The sequence below is a fragment of the Caecibacter sp. AF58-12pH5A genome (genome assembly GCF_027681725.1).
GTDB lineage: Bacteria > Bacillota > Negativicutes > Veillonellales > Megasphaeraceae > Megasphaera > Megasphaera hominis.
The window spans coordinates 44,356-60,498 of sequence record NZ_JAQDBC010000002.1; the positions used below are offsets into that span (position 1 = coordinate 44,356).

Consider the following 16,143-nt stretch of genomic DNA (forward strand, 5'->3'; position numbering starts at 1 on the left):
ATGGTATTCTAATATGGTGAAATCATTATACAAAACTGTGAGAAAGCTGTCAAAATCAAGCTTTTGAGCTTCCCTGCTGAATCCCACATTCCTATAGGAACTAATATAAATGACAATTCGGATATATCTATAGGAAAGTAAATATTCCAAATTACGATTAAAAATATAGAAAATATTCGTTTTACGACTTATAAAAATAGTAGTACAGTAAAGATATAGAAACAAAGTCAATACTACCTATGAGGAGGAATAGAAGATGGGAAAACGAGGAAATCCGCAAGATATGACAGAAGCTTATTACATTGGTCTCATGAGTGCGTCAGGGTATCGCAAAAAGGACATGGCGAAACCGGTGATCGGTATTGTCAATTCCTATAACGATGCTAATCCGGGTCACAAGCCCTTCCGGGAAATTGCCCAGTACGTCAAAGAAGGTATCTGGGCAGCCGGCGGTACGCCTGTTGAATTCGGTGTCATCGGACCGTGCGATGGTATGGCTCAGGGCGAAGGCATGCACCACATTTTGCCGTCCCGTGATTTGATCGCCGCTTCGACAGAAGCCATGGCCTCGGCTCATGGCTTTGACGGACTGGTGTTCCTGGGCTCGTGTGACAAGATTATTCCGGGCATGCTCATGGCAGCAGCCCACCTTGACCTGCCGGCCCTCTTCCTGACGGCTGGGGCAATGCTTCCTTATCATGAATGCGGCACGACCTATTGCACGAGTGATTTGAAGGAAGCCATTGGCAAACGGCGCAAGGGCGATATTACAGAAGAAACCTTTGACCGCTGGCGGACAAAGATGTGTGCCTCTGCCGGTACGTGCTCCATGTACGGCACAGCCAATACGATGGGCTGCTTCCTCGAAGCCGTCGGCGTAGCACCCTTTGGCTCGACGACGATGCTCTTCTGCGACAGCGAAAAGATCCGTCAGTCCCGTGATACAGGCGAACGCATTGTAGAACTGGTCAACGAAGGCAAACACTTCTCTGATTTCTTCAATCGTAAATCCATGGCGAACGGTATCAAATACATTTCTGCAACAGGTGGCTCGACCAATGCCATTTTGCACAGCCTGGCTATTGCCACCGTCATGGGCCTCGATTTTACACTGGAAGACTTTGCAGCCTTACAGGCCAAAGTACCAGTAGTAGGGAAATTTAAGCCCTCTGCCCAGCCAAATATCAACACGTATCATCAGGCTGGCGGTGTTCCGGCTGTTCTTTCAACAATCCGCGATTACCTCGATTTGTCCGTACCCCTTTCCTTTGGCGGTACCTTAGGCGAATTCCTGGAACATGCTGATATTCAGATTGACCGCTCCATCATCCACGGCGTAACGGATCCGCTCTATCCCCATGGCTGCTTCGGTGTCCTGAAAGGAAACCTGGCACCGCTCGGCGCAGTTGTCAAAAAGAGCGGCGTCGATCCGAAGATGTACCATCATACCGGTCCGGCTGTAGTCTTCGATTCGGAAGAAGAAGTACGGGATTACCTCCTGACGCAGAAGGTAGAACCGGGCTCGGTCCTGGTCATCCGCTACGAAGGCCCGAAGGGCGGCCCGGGTATGCGTGAGCTTTCCATTCCGGCAGCCATGCTGGTTGGCATGGGACTCCATACGTCCGTAGCCATGATTACGGATGGCCGCTTCTCCGGTGCTACACGGGGACCCTGTGTAGGCCATATTACACCGGAAGCCTGGGATGGCGGCCCCCTGGCTCTCGTAAAGACCGGCGACATTATCGAAATCGATCTCGATGCCAATACGATCAACGTCAAACTTACGGACGAAGAACTGGAAGCACGCAAAAAAGACGTAAAGAGACCGGACCATAAAGCGACGGGTATGCTCAACGCGTACCGCCATGGTGTATCCGGTGCCGATAAAGGTGCCGTATGGTTGTATCGCAAGGATTTTGAAGACTGAGTGTATGTATTCTGACGGTTTTATGTATTTTCCCAGGAAATGAGCTGATTGTAATGGACGAATTGGAAAAACGGTTTTCTCTTTTGGGTGTAGAGCATGCACCGGGCCAGGAAGTCAATTTGCAGGCCAAAGCCTTGCATCTGCAGGGACCGGCACTGGCCGGCCGCAGGGTAGATTTTTCGCACGGTGATGTCGATGCGTTTCCGCCCCCGCCAGCCAGTAAGGAGGCCTTTTTGCAGGGCTTTGCTGAAGGCGCTGCGCAGGCGTATACGGAATATAGCGGGAAAAAGGCGATTCGCGAACAGCTGGCCGCCGATTTGGCCGCGTTTATGGGTGCACCCGTCGACGGCGATAAAGGTCTGATCCTCACGGCAGGTACGCAGGGCGCCCTTTTCCTGGCTGTCAATTCCCTCTTGCCTTACGGCGGGGATATAGCGATTGTGACGCCGGATTATTTTGCCAACCACAAGCTGGCCGCCTTCTTAGGTGCGACAATCCACACGGTACCCTTGCAGTATATGGACGATGAAAACCGGGCCGGCCTGGACCTGAAGCGCTTGGAAGAAGTCTTTGCTGCCGGCGTACAGGTATTCCTCTTTTCCAATCCGAATAATCCGACAGGTGCCGTCTATAGTGCTGCAGAAGTACGGGCCATTGGCAAACTGGCTAAACAATACAAGGTCGCCGTCATTGTAGACGAATTGTATTCGCGCCAGATCTATGAAGGCCGGACCTTTACCCATCTGTGCGCCCAAGCAGAACGGCCGGACACACTGGTGACGATTATCGGGCCGTCTAAGACGGAATCCATGAGTGGCTTCCGCCTGGGCTGTGCCTTTGGTACGCCGGCGATTATCGAACGGATGGAAAAACTGCAGGCCATTATGACCCTCAGGGCAGCAGGCTATTGCCAGCCCCTGTTCCGCGTCTGGTTCCACGAAGGGCCTGACTTTATTCCTCAGCGCGTAGCAGCCCATCAGGAAATCCGCGATGCCTTATTGGACTTATTCCGTAAGGAAGAAGGTGTCACTGTCCGCGCTACCAATGCCGGCAGTTATCTTTTCCCGACCCTGCCGGAGCTGACTGTACCCATTGCGGACTTTACGGCTATCGTCAAGGAGCTGGCCCAGGTTATCGTTACGCCGGGCACGGAATTTGGTCCGGAATGGACCCATTCTATTCGCCTCAATTTCTCACAGGATAAAGAAGCGGCCATTGCTGCCGTGAAACGCTTGCTGGTTATTATGAACCGCTACAGAAAATAAAGGAGGCAGAGTATGAAACGAATCGGTTTTTTGGGCTGTGGCAAAATCGGCCAGGCCCTGTTGAAACATATAAAGGAACTGGACGGCGTCGGAGTGGCCTTCGTACAAGACCCGGTCTATACCAAAGCGGCAGGGGATACCTTTCCTGTTGTCACCAAGGGGGATACGGACCTCTACGCGACGGCCGACCTGATCATCGAATGTGCCAACGCCAGTGTCCTCAAGGAATGGGGCGTGACCATGCTGCAGACGACAGATGTTCTGACCTTTTCCGTCACGGCGTTTAGCGATCCGTCCTTCTGGGACACGATGGTGCAGTGTAAACAAACGTCGGGCCATCACCTGTATATTCCCCACGGCGCCATCTTGGGCTTGGACGGCATCTTCGACGGCCGCGCTATGTGGACGGCCATAAAGATCGTGACTACCAAGAGCCCGAAGAGCCTGGGCCGGACCGATACAGAACGGACCACCCTGTATGATGGGCCTACGCGTAAAGCCTGCGAGCTTTTTCCGCGTAACGTCAACGTCCATGCCTCCGTCGCCCTGGCAGGAATCGGCTTTGACCGGACCGAATCGGTCATCATCGTTGACCCGGCTGTAGAAACGAATGCCCATCATATCTATTTGGACAGCGATTCGACGCACATGGAACTGATCATTTCCAGTGTCGCCAAGGGTGCCGTCAGCGGTGCTTATACGCCCCAGTCGGCCTGCGGCAGCCTGGACCGCGTTTTGCAGCATACGCGGGATGTCTTGTTTGTCTAAGCGAGGGACCTGAATTGAAAACCTATATTTTAGATCCCATCGCCCCGGAAGCACTGGCCTATGCCCGGCGCTATTTGGACGTCGTCACCTGGGACGACGACGCGTGCCGCCACCCGGCTGATGCGGAAGCTCTCATGGTGCGGACCCATCCGGTCACGCGGGAGATGATCGATGCCATGCCGCATTTACGGGTCATTGCCAGACACGGTACAGGCCTCGACGCCATCGATACGGCCTATGCCAAAGAAAAGCATATTTTAGTGCAGAATACACCCTTAGCCAACGTGGAATCTGTCGTCGAGCAGGTCATCGGCCTGATCCTCGACTGTGCCCATAAGATTACGGCGTCCCATTTGGCAGGTATTCACGGCCTGAAGCAGAAAATGCCGGAATTCCTCTGTGGCTGTGAAATTACAGGTAAGAAATTGGGCCTCATCGGCGTAGGCCATATTGGCAGCCGCGTAGGCCAGCGCTTGCAGGCAGGCTTTAACATGGACGTCACGGCCTGGTCGCCTCATCTGACCGACGACGCATGCCGGGAACTGGGCTTCCACAGAGCCGCCGGGCCGGAAGAAATCTATCAAACCTGTGACGTCATTTCCGTATCCGTCCCCCTGACAGAGGCGACGCGCCACATGATTGGCGCCAAAGAGCTGCGCCTCTTCAAGCCGGGCAGCATCCTCATCAACACGTCGCGAGGCGGCATTGTCGATGAAGACGCCTTGTGCCATGCCCTGCAGGAAAACGAACTCTTCGGCGCCGGCTTTGACACCTTTTTGCAGGAACCCTTGCCGGCCGACCACGTCCTCTTCACGTGCTTCAACTTCGTAGCGACGCCCCATAATGCAGCCAATACGAAAGAAGCCCTGATCCGCATGGGCACGCAGGCCGTAGATATTATCAGAAACGCAGAGAAAGAGTAATAGAAAGAGGTACCCATCGCAGTGGATGAGTACCTCTTTTTTTGCGCGTGTATAGTGGCTGGGAGTGTCCGTTATTTGATGCGGGCACCTAAGTCGGTCAGGGTCGGTTCGCCTTTTTCCAGGCGGAGAATTTCGTCGACAGCGCCGGTCCCCATACGGGTCAGCGCTTCGCGTGTGTTGGCACCGTTGTGCGGCGTGCCGACAAAGTTGAAGCAAGAGAAGAGACGGTCATGGGCCGGCAGGGGTTCGGCGACGAAGGCGTCAAATCCGGCGCCCCAGATTTTCTTTTCCTGTAAGGCCTGATAGAGGGCGTCTTCGTTTACGATGCCGCCGCGGGACGTGTTAATCAGGATGGCCGTATCTTTCATGAGGGATAATTCTTCCGTATTGATCAAATCGCGTGTATCTTTGGTTAGCGGTACGGAAATGGAAATGACGTCGCACTCTGTCAAAATATCCTTTAAATTCTTCACATAGTGGAAGCCCATGTCTTCGCAGGCCTTCTGTGTGACGAAGGGGTCATAGGCATAGACATCCATATTAAAACCATTTTTCAAGTGGGAACCGACGAGATAGCCAATGTGGCCGATGCCGACGAGACCGAGCTTTTTGCCGGTAATTTCGTACCCCTTTAGGTACATAGGCTGGTTCCGTTCCAGGCCTTTTTCATTGTCTATATGGGCCTGTGTAATCTTGCGGGAGCAATCGAGAATCAAGGCAACGGCCTGTTCGGCAACGGAGTTGGAATTGGCACGCGGCGTATTCGTAACCAAGATGCCCTTGCTCTTGGCATAGGGAATATCGATGTTATCTGTGCCGACACCGTGTTTGGCAATAATTTTTAAGTTGGGCATGGCATCGATTTGTGCCTTATCCATTTTATATGTACGTACGATACAGGCTTCTGCATCGGCAAACTGCGTAATGGCAGCATCCTGCCAGGTCACAACCTGCAGCCGTTCCCGTGCATACGCCAGCGCATCATCAGAAATAGGGTCAAAAATATAGGTTTTCATAAAACATCGTCCTTTCTGTAATGAACTGAGAACGTTATTATCCATTAATATCTTCTAGAGATTTATTACGGGTTTCTACACCACAGGTACTGATGATTAAGGCGATTAAAGCCATCAGGATACCTACAAAGATAAATACTGCGGTGGAACCAAATTCTGTTAAAATTAAGGCAATAATGGGGGGCGTAATTACAGAAGATAATTTACCTATAGCACTACTAAATCCTACACCACGTAAACGGGCTTCTGTTGGGAAAATTTCACCGGAATAAACAAACATTACTGTAACAGAATAGAAATAAAGCAGCGTAATCATGATAAAGCCTAATCCCATGATTAAGTAATCGGACTGTTGGAGAGAGTAGATATATCCGAGTATACCGATTAGCAAAGCAAGAATTGAAAGTGTTTTGCGACGAGGTAACTTATCTGAAAGAATCGGTACGAGGAAGGCACCTGTAGGAGCACCGATCATGATGATTACAGCCATCGCGAAGGATTTAGTAATACTGATGCCTTGGCTGACAAAGATTGTTGGAATCCAGTTGACAATGGTATAAATAGCTACATTCATACCAATGAGGGCAGCACAAAGTGTAATTGTACGGCGGATTAAACGCTTAGAAAAAATGACACTGTATGAAAGATTCTGATCAGAGGGTACATTTTCAGTAGCAATGGGCTTAATTTCTTCGAGCTTACAATGGGTTTCTTCTTCGGCTTCTTTTTCGATGGCAGATACTAATTTATCGGCTTTTTCCATCAACGCTTTAGAAGCATACCAACGAGGTGACTCAGGCATCCATTTCAGGGTAATCGCCCACATTAATAAAGCCATAACGCCAATGCCGACGAAAAGCACCTTCCAACCAAACATAGGAATAACCAGTAGTGAGAATAGCATTGCAAAAGGAGGGGCTACGTTACCGATAAAACCGACAATCCCGGAATATTTACCTCGTGACTGTGGCTGGAAAAATTCAGGTAATGCTCCTGTAGCAGCTGCTTGTTGAGCACCTAAACCTAATCCCATCAGGCCTCGTAAGGCAATTAATTGATACATATTTGTTGTAAAAACGGTAGCAATAGAAGCTAAGCCAAAGACAAGATAATTCAACAGGAATGACTTACGTCGTCCAAATTTATCACCAATATATCCGGCAATCATAGCACCTAGAAACATGCCACCCATTGTGGCAGATATGAACCAGCCATTTAAAGCATTATTAGACCAGCCATCTGCAACTAAAACGGCCAAAATGGAACTACCGGCATAAATGTCTAACGTATCGCATAAAACGCCGAAACCCAGGATAGCGATGATTTTCTTGTGGAATTTCGTAGTAGGAAGTCTATCCATACGTGCGGCTATCGAAGCTGCGGTTTGATTCATAATTACACCTCCGGTATTCATTCATATATTCAACATTCGCTTTGGATTTTCGCGCAGTAATAGTGCTAAATCGGTTGAAGAGAACCCTGCTTGAACTAACTTTTCAACAATTAAAGCTGTCCCTTCGACTGGACGAATATTCTTGCGTTGACCTAAGTCGGTACTGAAAATATTGTTTTCAATACCGGTTTCTTTGATTTCTTTAAAAATGATATTCCAGTCTGCTAATCCTTGAATAGGATCAACAGCGGTTCTTTCCAAAAGGACACCTTGTTCAACCAGCCATTTCTGATCACGCAGAGAAACCGGGTTAATGGGGTTATTTGGATGGTTATATATCAGCTTCTGAATTCCTTTTTTATGGGCTAAAGGTACTAGCGCGCGTACTTCTTCTAACCCTAAATGACCAAAGCATAAAGGTATATCTCGATTGTCTCCCATGATTTCTAAAACTGTATATACTTCTTTCTTAATTTTATTTTGTTCGTCGAAAATGGTGAGACCCTTTAACCCTGTGCATAATGCAGATAAAGCATTTACTGCTTTGCCTTCTCTGCGTTCAAAATCTAAATGATTCTTAGCTGTAAAGGTAGGCATCCAGACGATTTTGGCCCCCATGTGAAGCGCGGTTTTTAGTGCCAAGGTGTTCCAATCACCAATGAAACTATTGAGAGCAATGCCCCCTAATACCTTGATCTGGTGATTTATCGCTTCATTTACTAATTCTGCCCGGGCTACAGTTGAACCTAGATGCGATTTTAATACGACTGCATACATTTTTGCCTGTACAGCATCTTTTGCAATTTCTAAATCTGATAATTTTCTAGGGACAACGTCAGGGCTGCCATGTACATGCATTTCAATAAATCCTTCTAAATTGACCATCCTTTTCTCTTCTTTCCTTAAAGTGTAGAAGCAATACTTTCCATTAATTCACGGCTCGGATTCTTACGGTTTTTATCTGATACTTCAACAATCAGCTTATAGAGATCGACGTTCTTTTCTTCAGCCACTTCTTTAAAGGTATTGACGAAGCTTGAGTGACAGCCGGAGTAGCCCAGGATAAGGTCGAGCGGTTTGACTGGTGTGTGATAGCCTTCCTTTTCCATAGCTGGAATGAGTCGGTCGTCGAGGAAGTGCAGGAGCTTGTAGAAATCGTATTCCTGGCACTGGCCTAAACGGCGGAAGAGGGCTAACGCGCCTTCGGTTGTAATGTTGCCGGCACTACGGGCCATGCCCATGAGACCACAATCGATGAAATCAGCACCGGCCTTCGCAGCAGCTTGGGCGTTTGCCATGGCTAGGCCTAAATTGCTGTGGCCGTGGAAGCCGACGGGAATGGAAACGGCAGCTTTTACTTTTCGCGTATATTCGGCAGCTTGTTCCGGGAACATGTAGCCTGCGGAGTCCATAATGGTAATGGCTTGAACGCCGGCTTCTTCGAGCATGGAAGCTTCAGAAGCTAATTCATCCGGTGTCAGGACATAGGCCTTCATGAGGCTGTATTTTGCTTCGAGGCCGGCAGCGCGAACCATTTTAACGGCAGCTACAGCCGTTTTTCCGTCGCCGGCATTGGCCCCGACACGCAGGAAGGAAAGGCCTTTCTTGGCAGCGTATTGAATCAGGTCAGCATCGGCATTTTTGGCGGACTGGAACATGCCCAAGTGAGCCTGTTTTACATAAGGCTGAATGGCTTCTAAATATTCTTCATCAGTAACAGGTGATACTTTGCCACCGTGCTGCATACTGCCCAGGCCGGTACAGTGTCCTAATTCAATCGTTGTAATCTGGCTGGCAATGAGGCCTTCTATCATCAATTTCGTTAAGTCAACGGAAAAACCGGCACCGACAACATTAGCACCATCGCGAAGTGTACAATCCATAATTTTCATGATAATTCCTCCCAGGTATAAATAAGTGTGTTGTGAATAGTGAGTTTATGTGATGCTTTATTTCGATACGTATCTTACGTTGACATCATAACCCAATTTGAATTAGAATAAAAACAAATAATAATTTGATAAATTAGTTGATGTATGAATAATTCAATTTACGCAAGAAAGATATGTAAAAAAGTGTGCGGAGGAATACCTTATGGAAAAAGATCTGTTAGAGACGTTTGTTATGCTGGCAGGCGTCAATAATATCAGTAAAACGGCACAGGCCCTATATATATCACAGGCCGCTGTCAGTCACCGCCTGAAAAAATTGGAAGAAGCGGTTGGTGCAGAATTAGTATTGCGCAGTAAAGGCGCTAAGCAAACGCAGCTGACGGCAGCAGGACGCCAGTTCTTGCCTTTAGCCCAGAATTGGCTGGATATCGATAGGGAAGTGGAAAATTTCCAACACCGGCCACAGACGCTGGAACTGACCATCGGCACGGTCAACAGCGTCAATAACTATCTTTTCAGCGAATTTTACAACCTCCTCAAGAATGACCCTTTGGATTGGCGTCTCCACATCAGGACCCTTCATTCGTCTGATATTTATGAACAAGTGCGTCTCAACGTCCTGGACATAGGCTTTCCCTTGCGGGAACAGCATATACCCAACGTGCGCGTTCGCAATATCCACTCGGAAACACTCATGGTCGTGAGCCGTCATAAAATCAATGATAAAACGGTACTCATGCCGTCGGACTTGGACGGAGAAAAGCAAATTTATATTAATTGGGGGAGCGACTATGTCTATTGGCATAGCCTGTATTTCCCGTCCTACGTAGTACCTAAGTTTTCCGTCGACACGGCAAAAATTGCCCTCGACCTCCTCGACGATGAAATGTGGTTTTTTGCGCCGTACAGCATCTGTTTGGAGCTGCGGAAAAAGGAAAACTGCTGGATTTCCGGCCTGGGCGTACAGACCTCGGCGCGCAATCTTTTTATGGTTACGGATAAACAAACAGAACGGACGAAACGCCGGGAAATCGTTCTCTTTAAATGGCGGATTTTGCACTATATTCGGAAAAAGGAACGGGATTTTGTCAGCCTCTTGAAGCAATATCATATGGACAATCAGACAGAGTATGTCTTTGAAAAGGATATCAACCAGCTTCGCTAAGGGCTGGGAAAACATAAAAACAGCGGTACAAAAATGAAACTTCATTTTTGTACCGCTGTTGACGTAATGCGTGCAGATTATACGAATAGCAAATGCCCGACAAAGATGACGATTGTCATAGATATGGCACTGAGGGCGGTCGTGTTCATGACGACCTGTGTGGCGTAGTCCGGATTATTATCGAATTCCAAGGCGTACATGGCCGTGTTGACGGCGGTCGGGATGGAGCAGTAAATGAGGAAGACGATGGCGCCGACGGCTGTGAAGGTGCCCGGGACGAGGGCGTTGGCGCCGTAGATCATGGCCAGGCCGACGAGGGGGAGAATGAAGAATTTGAGGAAGCTGACGATCCAGACTTCTTTATCAAACCAGTTGATCTTCGTTTGCGAGAGCTGTACGCCAATGGTAAACATGGCGACAGGCGTAATGGCTTTGGCCGCCATTTCCATGATGGGCCAGAAGTAAAAGGCTTTGGCATCGAGGGAAAAGGTGCGGCACAGGACGGCGGCAACGAAGACGTAGATGATGGGCATCTGGAAGATGACCTTGATCGTATCGCGGGCAGAGAGGCGGCCCCGGCCGGCCTGGTAGAGGCCCAGCGTGTTGAGGCCAACGCTCTGAATGACGAAGATGATAATTTGGATGACCATGGCTTCGGCCAAATAAGGCGTTTGCCCGTTGACGACGAAGGGTTCATGGGAAAAGACGAGGATGATGAGGGCTACGCCCAGGTTGCCCGTGTTGTTGAACATGAGGGCGTTACGACATGATTCCGTCATGCCTGCGTCGTAGTGACGCCATTTGCTGATGATATTGGCTATGGTAAAACAAATAATCATGAAAATGGCAGTACAGGCAATGATGTTGATGCTGTTGGATGGGAAGCTGGTCGTGTAAATGTTGGTGAAAATGAAGCTGGGGACGACGAGGTAGAATAAGAACTTAGATAATGTCGTGACGGTAATGTGAAAGCGTCTGTCTACAAGGTACCCGATGAGGACGAGTGTAAAAAGGGGCAGCATTGTATGTTCGAGAATAAATAGGAAAACCATAGTATGACCTCGATTCTTTAGAGATATCCTACCATGTATCATACGGGATTATGGGGGACTTGTAAAATAGCAAGTTTTGCACAAACCTATTCTGTGATAGAATATGTTTGTAAAAGAATGGCCTACATTAAAACATTTATTGATTTAGAGAATAATACGTGCCATATAACAGGAGGAGGTCTTGTTTGTGTACAACAGTACGGATATCGGTATTTTTATTATGGTCGCCAGGACGCTCAATATTTCCCAGGCGGCACAGCGCCTGAATATTTCCCAGTCGACGGTGAGCAAGCGCCTGAAGGAGCTGGAAGAAAGCCTCCATTTGACGCTGGTCGAACGGGGCCAGGGCATGAAAGCGTTGCGCCTGACTATGGCAGGAGAAAATTTCCTCAGCATTGCCAATGAAATGCAGCGCCTTTGGGAACAGGCCCAGCACATGGAATATAAACGGTCTGTCTTTTCTATTGCCTCCCTGAGCAGTCTCAATATGCAGGCTATACCGGATATTTCCGATTTTTTGCATGAGCACATTAACAATCTCCATTTGCGCATCTTCACGTCCCATTCCCAGGATATTTATGACCTCGTCGAGCAGCACGAAGCTGATTTGGGCTTTACTCTCTTCGCCAGGGAATATCCCAACGTTCATGTAGAACCGTGGTTCAGCGAGCCCATGGTGGTCGTGCGGCCTAAGGGCACCCTCTTGAGCGGTCCTGTCTGTACGCCTCAGGAGCTGCGGCCGGAAAATGAAGTATACAACTACAATGGCATCCGCTTTCAGGATTGGCACGACGAATGGTGGCCTGCAGCGCGCAACAGCTACGTCAGTCTCGATAATGCCAACCTCATTCCTCTCTTGCTGAATAAGCCCGGCCAGTGGACAATCCTGCAGGTTTCTCTGGCGCGCAGAATGGCGGCGACGGGCAACTATTGCATTCAACAGCTGTCCACGCCGCCGCCGGCACGTCATTGCTATTTAGTGACTCATTTGCATCCGACCCGGCATGCAGCCCGCATACTGGATATACTTCGCCCGTATTTGCAGGATCTGGCGAAGACCTGGAATCAGAGGACGCTTCCGGGAGAAGCGCACTAGACCTTGTCGGCAAAATAATAGACGACGTGCAGCAGGCTGTCGGCCATATAGGCCAGGGCCTTGCTGGACCAGTGGAATTCCGGGTTGTGGCCGTATACAGGGTCTTCGTCGTAGACGCCGACGTAATAGAAGCACGCCGGTACGGCGGCGCTGAAGTAGGCAAAGTCTTCTGAGCCCGAGCCCCGTTCGATGGGGACGATTTTTATGCGCTGGCCGCAGGTATCGCGCAGGATCTCTTCGACGTCCTGTGTGACGGCTGGGTCGTTTTGGCAGACCGGTGCAAAGGGGACTACGTCTAAGTGGCACGTGCCGCCGTAGATGGCAGCAGTAGAGGCCAGGATTTCTTCTAACGTATGGAGAATTTCGTGGCGTTTCGTTTCGTTGTACGTGCGCAGCGTGCCCTTCAGTTCGGCATCGTCAGGGATGACGTTGGGATTGTGGCCTGCCTGGAACTGGCCGAAGGTGAGGACGACGCCGTCGCCATCGGCACGGCGGTGGTAGACGTAGTCCTGGATTTGGGAAATGATGGAAACGCCCATCTGGATGGGGCTGACGCAGTCGCTGGGCCGCGAGCCGTGGCCGCCCTTGCCGTGAATGGTAATGGTGAAATCATCACACGATGCCGAGCAGTCGCCGTGGCGCAGGCCAATATAGCCTTGGGGCATGCTGCCGGCTACGTGCAGGCCTAAGGCGTAATCCACCGTAGGCTGGGTCAAGATGCCTTCTTTGATCATACGGGCTGCGCCGCCGTCGCCTTCTTCCGCCGGCTGGAAGGCCAGGCGGATCGTGCCGCGCAGGCAGTTTCTGTGGGCCTGGAGGATGCGGGCGACGCCGAGGAGATTGGCTGCATGGCCGTCGTGGCCGCAGGCGTGCATGACACCCGGCGTTTGCGAGCTGTACGGGCACTGGTATTGTTCCGTCAGGGGCAGGGCATCAATATCGGCGCGCAGGAGCAAAACCGGACCGGGCAGGGCACCGCGGATGAGGCCCGTTACGCCTGTTTCGGCAATGGTGCGCACGTCTTCAATACCGGCTTTATGCAGTTCTTCTACAATGCGCTGGCACGTGTGATATTCTTTGCCGCTTAATTCGGGATGGGCGTGGAAGTGTTCACGCATAGTCATCATATAGGGTAATTCCTGTTGGACAGCTTTTTCTATGGAAAAATCAGGCTGATACGGTTTCATGAGCAGGCCTCCTTAGGGTCACGTTAGGTTAGATATACGTTAAGCATAGACGGATAAAAGATACATGTCAACTAGAATACATGATGAGAAAATTTTTCAATACTGTTGCATTCGCAACAGACTAAATGATACAATAACAGTATAGTTTAGGTAGAAAAAAAGAGAATCCTATGAAAGGAGCGATTCATATGAAATCTATCGTCATTTATTCCTCGCAAACCGGACGTACCCGTAAGATTGCCGAAGCCATTGCAGCCGGATTGCCGCAAGGTACACCGTGCCTGCCTCTGAATGAAATGCCGGCGAATATAAAAGACTATGACTACGTGTTCTTTGGCCTTTGGGAAGACCGGCGCGGCCCGGATCCGGAAGCGCAGGCTGTCTTGAAGACGCTGGAAAATGAGCACATCGTCATCTTTGCAACGGTTCATGACGATGTATTCTCTGATAATGTATCGAAAACCTTGCGCAATATGATTGAATCCTTGCCGCCGCAGACGCGGGTCGATGGGACGTATGTCACCTGCACCGATGGCAGCCACGCCAAGGAACCGATCCGGGATAATGAAGATCTCCGTCTGAGCGATGCCCAGGATTTCGCTGAAAATACGCTCCGCCGCATTGAAGTCGTTGCTTGAATGCCTTCAAGATGTACGCTTCCCCAAAATATATCCTGCCATATGAGATAAAGACTCTGGACTATCAGTGCCCGGAGTCTTTTTTGCGTAAAAAACACAGCATAGATTCATTTTACTCATACAAAAGAAATGAAAAAGGTTAGAAATTCTGCTTTTTATGACGAATGGGAAAAAAATAAGCAGAAAAGGTCCTGGTTTCTTTACGTATTCCAGCGTATTTGCAGGATTCCATATGTCTATGTTGAATTATTCACCTAATATATAATTTGTCAAAAGGATATTCATTTTTATTTTAATTTCGATAATGGTATGATGTTTTCGTAAGATACGTATCGAAAATACACATACTCAATACGGCGTGCCGCGTGGCTGCGCGCTGGCAGGGAATGCCGCTTCAGGCAGCACTGCGAGGACAAACTATATATTGGAGGAATAAAAGATGGGTAATCTAAAAAAGAAAACAGGTTTCCGATGGTTTGTACTAGGATTAATCTTTTTTATCTATATGATCGCCGGCGCCGACCGGTCCAATATCGGCATGGTGGTACCGTATATCAAAGAAAGCTTTCAAATGAGTAATACGGACATTGGCGCTATGGCGGCTTTCTTCTATGTGGCCTATGCCATTGTCCAGATTCCGTCAGGCCATTTATATGGTAAACGGGGCGTGCGTCACATTTTTTCCGGCGCTGTCATCCTGACGTCTATTGCCACATTTATCATGGGTCTTTCCAACTCGGCAGCCCATCTGAAAGCTGCCCGGGCTATCCTGGGTTTTGCTGAAGGGCCGATCAATATTGGGTCCCTGACGACGATTAACCGCTGGTTTCCGACGAAGGAAAAGGGCATCGCAACAGGTGTCTTCATGGCTTCCATCAAATTTGCCCCGGCCTTTGTACCGCCTGTCTGTGCTTGGATCATCATGATGTATGGCTGGCGGGAAGTATTTTACATTTTCGCTATTCCCGGTACGTTCTTTGCAATCCTTTGGTGGTTCCTGGTCAAGGATAATCCGAAAGACAGCCGTTTTGTCAACGAAGCTGAACTGGAGTATATCAATCAGGCCGATGCAGGTACACCGGCCGTCAAAGACAAGAACGTGCCCGTCCGGAGAAATACACATACGACCCTGGATAAATTGATCCGTACGCGTATTGTCACACCTTTGGCGACGAATATGCAGGTGCTGCGCTCGTGGAACGTCTGGGCTTGCGCCCTTGGGTACTTCCTCCTCGTCGGTATTACATATACGATTATGACCTGGATTCCTACATACCTCGTTCACGTTAAGCATTTTTCCATCATCAAAGTCGGGCTTGTCGCCTCTGCTCCCTGGGTTGGCGCCGTCATTGGCAACCTCCTTGGCGGTATGGCGTCGGATAAGCTCTTTGGCAGCCGGCGTAAACCGACTATGCTCGTTACGACAGCCAGCACGGTCGTCCTCATGTATGCCCTTTTGTATGCGCCGAGCGACCCGACTGCGTTAGGACTCTTGCTCCTTACGGCAGGTATTTTCCTTAACTTCGGCTATTCCATGTTCCTGGCCTATCCCATGGGCATTACAACGAAGGAAAAATGTCCCTTTGCAGCGTCCATCGTCAACACAGCCGGCTCCTTAGGCGGTGCATTTGCTCCCTTTATCGTCGGTGTTATTCTGGATACGTTCAGCTGGGATTCCGTATTTATTTTCCTGGCAGGTATTTCTCTGGCAGCCTTCTTCCTCGTCGTGTCTATGATTGAACCGATTGCGAAAGAAACAATGACAGAAGAAGCAAAATAACATATATTAAAGATATATATATATAGGAAAAGGCACTGATA

At 49.3% G+C, this 16,143-nt stretch carries 14 protein-coding genes; 8 read left to right on the forward strand and 6 right to left on the reverse strand.

What is annotated here, in order from left to right; translation table 11 throughout:
- Positions 1-256: 256 nt before the first annotated feature.
- The 4 genes from ilvD to PGX44_RS01495 are packed head-to-tail and all read left to right on the forward strand — an operon-like array spanning position 257 to position 4,883.
- Positions 257-1,927, forward strand: coding sequence for a dihydroxy-acid dehydratase (gene ilvD / locus PGX44_RS01480; protein WP_498853970.1), 1,671 nt, complete (start codon positions 257-259; stop codon positions 1,925-1,927).
- 53 nt (positions 1,928-1,980) lie between these two features.
- A complete protein-coding gene (locus PGX44_RS01485; RefSeq protein ID WP_498853971.1) occupies positions 1,981-3,192 on the forward strand; it encodes a pyridoxal phosphate-dependent aminotransferase in 1,212 nt (403 codons plus the stop codon).
- A 12-nt stretch (positions 3,193-3,204) separates the two neighbouring features.
- The gene (locus PGX44_RS01490) at positions 3,205-3,960 is read left to right on the forward strand and encodes an aspartate dehydrogenase domain-containing protein (protein WP_498853972.1); all 756 of its coding nucleotides are present in this window, start codon (positions 3,205-3,207) and stop codon (positions 3,958-3,960) included.
- A 14-nt stretch (positions 3,961-3,974) separates the two neighbouring features.
- Positions 3,975-4,883 (forward strand): hydroxyacid dehydrogenase, encoded by a 909-nt coding sequence (locus PGX44_RS01495; protein ID WP_498853973.1) that lies wholly within the window; start codon positions 3,975-3,977, stop codon positions 4,881-4,883.
- Positions 4,884-4,954: 71 nt separating this feature from the next.
- Here the strand turns inward: PGX44_RS01495 and PGX44_RS01500 are convergent, their stop codons facing one another.
- From PGX44_RS01500 to PGX44_RS01515, 4 genes are read right to left on the reverse strand one after another with little or no spacing between them, the layout of a single operon-like run.
- Entirely contained in the window at positions 4,955-5,899 is a 945-nt protein-coding gene (locus tag PGX44_RS01500; protein WP_498853974.1) for a hydroxyacid dehydrogenase, read from the reverse strand.
- Between the two features lie 37 nt (positions 5,900-5,936).
- The gene (locus PGX44_RS01505; RefSeq protein ID WP_498853975.1) at positions 5,937-7,292 is read right to left on the reverse strand and encodes an MFS transporter; all 1,356 of its coding nucleotides are present in this window, start codon (positions 7,290-7,292) and stop codon (positions 5,937-5,939) included.
- 21 nt (positions 7,293-7,313) lie between these two features.
- Positions 7,314-8,177, reverse strand: coding sequence for a DUF6282 family protein (locus PGX44_RS01510; protein ID WP_498853976.1), 864 nt, complete (start codon positions 8,175-8,177; stop codon positions 7,314-7,316).
- A gap of 17 nt (positions 8,178-8,194) precedes the next feature.
- Positions 8,195-9,184: a hydroxymethylglutaryl-CoA lyase-like TIM-barrel protein gene (locus PGX44_RS01515; protein WP_498853977.1), complete on the reverse strand. Its 990-nt coding sequence runs from the start codon at positions 9,182-9,184 to the stop codon at positions 8,195-8,197.
- 202 nt (positions 9,185-9,386) lie between these two features.
- Between PGX44_RS01515 and PGX44_RS01520 the strand changes: the two genes are divergently transcribed.
- On the forward strand, positions 9,387-10,349 hold the full coding sequence (locus PGX44_RS01520; protein WP_498853978.1) for a LysR family transcriptional regulator: 963 nt from the start codon (positions 9,387-9,389) through the stop codon (positions 10,347-10,349).
- Positions 10,350-10,426: 77 nt separating this feature from the next.
- Here the strand turns inward: PGX44_RS01520 and PGX44_RS01525 are convergent, their stop codons facing one another.
- The gene (locus PGX44_RS01525; protein WP_498853979.1) at positions 10,427-11,401 is read right to left on the reverse strand and encodes an AEC family transporter; all 975 of its coding nucleotides are present in this window, start codon (positions 11,399-11,401) and stop codon (positions 10,427-10,429) included.
- A gap of 187 nt (positions 11,402-11,588) precedes the next feature.
- Between PGX44_RS01525 and PGX44_RS01530 the strand changes: the two genes are divergently transcribed.
- A complete protein-coding gene (locus PGX44_RS01530; RefSeq protein WP_498853980.1) occupies positions 11,589-12,497 on the forward strand; it encodes a LysR family transcriptional regulator in 909 nt (302 codons plus the stop codon).
- Here PGX44_RS01530 and PGX44_RS01535 read toward each other — a convergent pair.
- Positions 12,494-13,684, reverse strand: coding sequence for a M20 metallopeptidase family protein (locus PGX44_RS01535; RefSeq protein WP_498853981.1), 1,191 nt, complete (start codon positions 13,682-13,684; stop codon positions 12,494-12,496). The genes PGX44_RS01530 and PGX44_RS01535 overlap by 4 nt on opposite strands.
- 188 nt (positions 13,685-13,872) lie before the next feature.
- Between PGX44_RS01535 and PGX44_RS01540 the strand changes: the two genes are divergently transcribed.
- Both PGX44_RS01540 and PGX44_RS01545 read left to right on the forward strand, forming a co-directional pair.
- Positions 13,873-14,322, forward strand: coding sequence for a flavodoxin family protein (locus tag PGX44_RS01540; RefSeq protein ID WP_498853982.1), 450 nt, complete (start codon positions 13,873-13,875; stop codon positions 14,320-14,322).
- 439 nt (positions 14,323-14,761) lie between these two features.
- On the forward strand, positions 14,762-16,102 hold the full coding sequence (locus PGX44_RS01545) for an MFS transporter (protein ID WP_498853983.1): 1,341 nt from the start codon (positions 14,762-14,764) through the stop codon (positions 16,100-16,102).
- The last annotated feature ends 41 nt before the right edge of the window (positions 16,103-16,143 follow it).

Excerpts from the sequence above, each read along its gene's own strand:
- ilvD (WP_498853970.1), top strand. The coding sequence starts at position 257 with ATGGGAAAACGAGGAAATCCGCAAGATATGACAGAAGCTTATTACATT.
- PGX44_RS01485 (WP_498853971.1), top strand. The coding sequence starts at position 1,981 with ATGGACGAATTGGAAAAACGGTTTTCTCTTTTGGGTGTAGAGCATGCA.
- PGX44_RS01490 (WP_498853972.1), top strand. The coding sequence starts at position 3,205 with ATGAAACGAATCGGTTTTTTGGGCTGTGGCAAAATCGGCCAGGCCCTG.
- PGX44_RS01500 (WP_498853974.1), bottom strand. The coding sequence starts at position 5,899 with ATGAAAACCTATATTTTTGACCCTATTTCTGATGATGCGCTGGCGTAT.
- PGX44_RS01505 (WP_498853975.1), bottom strand. The coding sequence starts at position 7,292 with ATGAATCAAACCGCAGCTTCGATAGCCGCACGTATGGATAGACTTCCT.
- PGX44_RS01510 (WP_498853976.1), bottom strand. The coding sequence starts at position 8,177 with ATGGTCAATTTAGAAGGATTTATTGAAATGCATGTACATGGCAGCCCT.
- PGX44_RS01515 (WP_498853977.1), bottom strand. The coding sequence starts at position 9,184 with ATGAAAATTATGGATTGTACACTTCGCGATGGTGCTAATGTTGTCGGT.
- PGX44_RS01520 (WP_498853978.1), top strand. The coding sequence starts at position 9,387 with ATGGAAAAAGATCTGTTAGAGACGTTTGTTATGCTGGCAGGCGTCAAT.
- PGX44_RS01525 (WP_498853979.1), bottom strand. The coding sequence starts at position 11,401 with ATGGTTTTCCTATTTATTCTCGAACATACAATGCTGCCCCTTTTTACA.
- PGX44_RS01535 (WP_498853981.1), bottom strand. The coding sequence starts at position 13,684 with ATGAAACCGTATCAGCCTGATTTTTCCATAGAAAAAGCTGTCCAACAG.
- PGX44_RS01540 (WP_498853982.1), top strand. The coding sequence starts at position 13,873 with ATGAAATCTATCGTCATTTATTCCTCGCAAACCGGACGTACCCGTAAG.
- PGX44_RS01545 (WP_498853983.1), top strand. The coding sequence starts at position 14,762 with ATGGGTAATCTAAAAAAGAAAACAGGTTTCCGATGGTTTGTACTAGGA.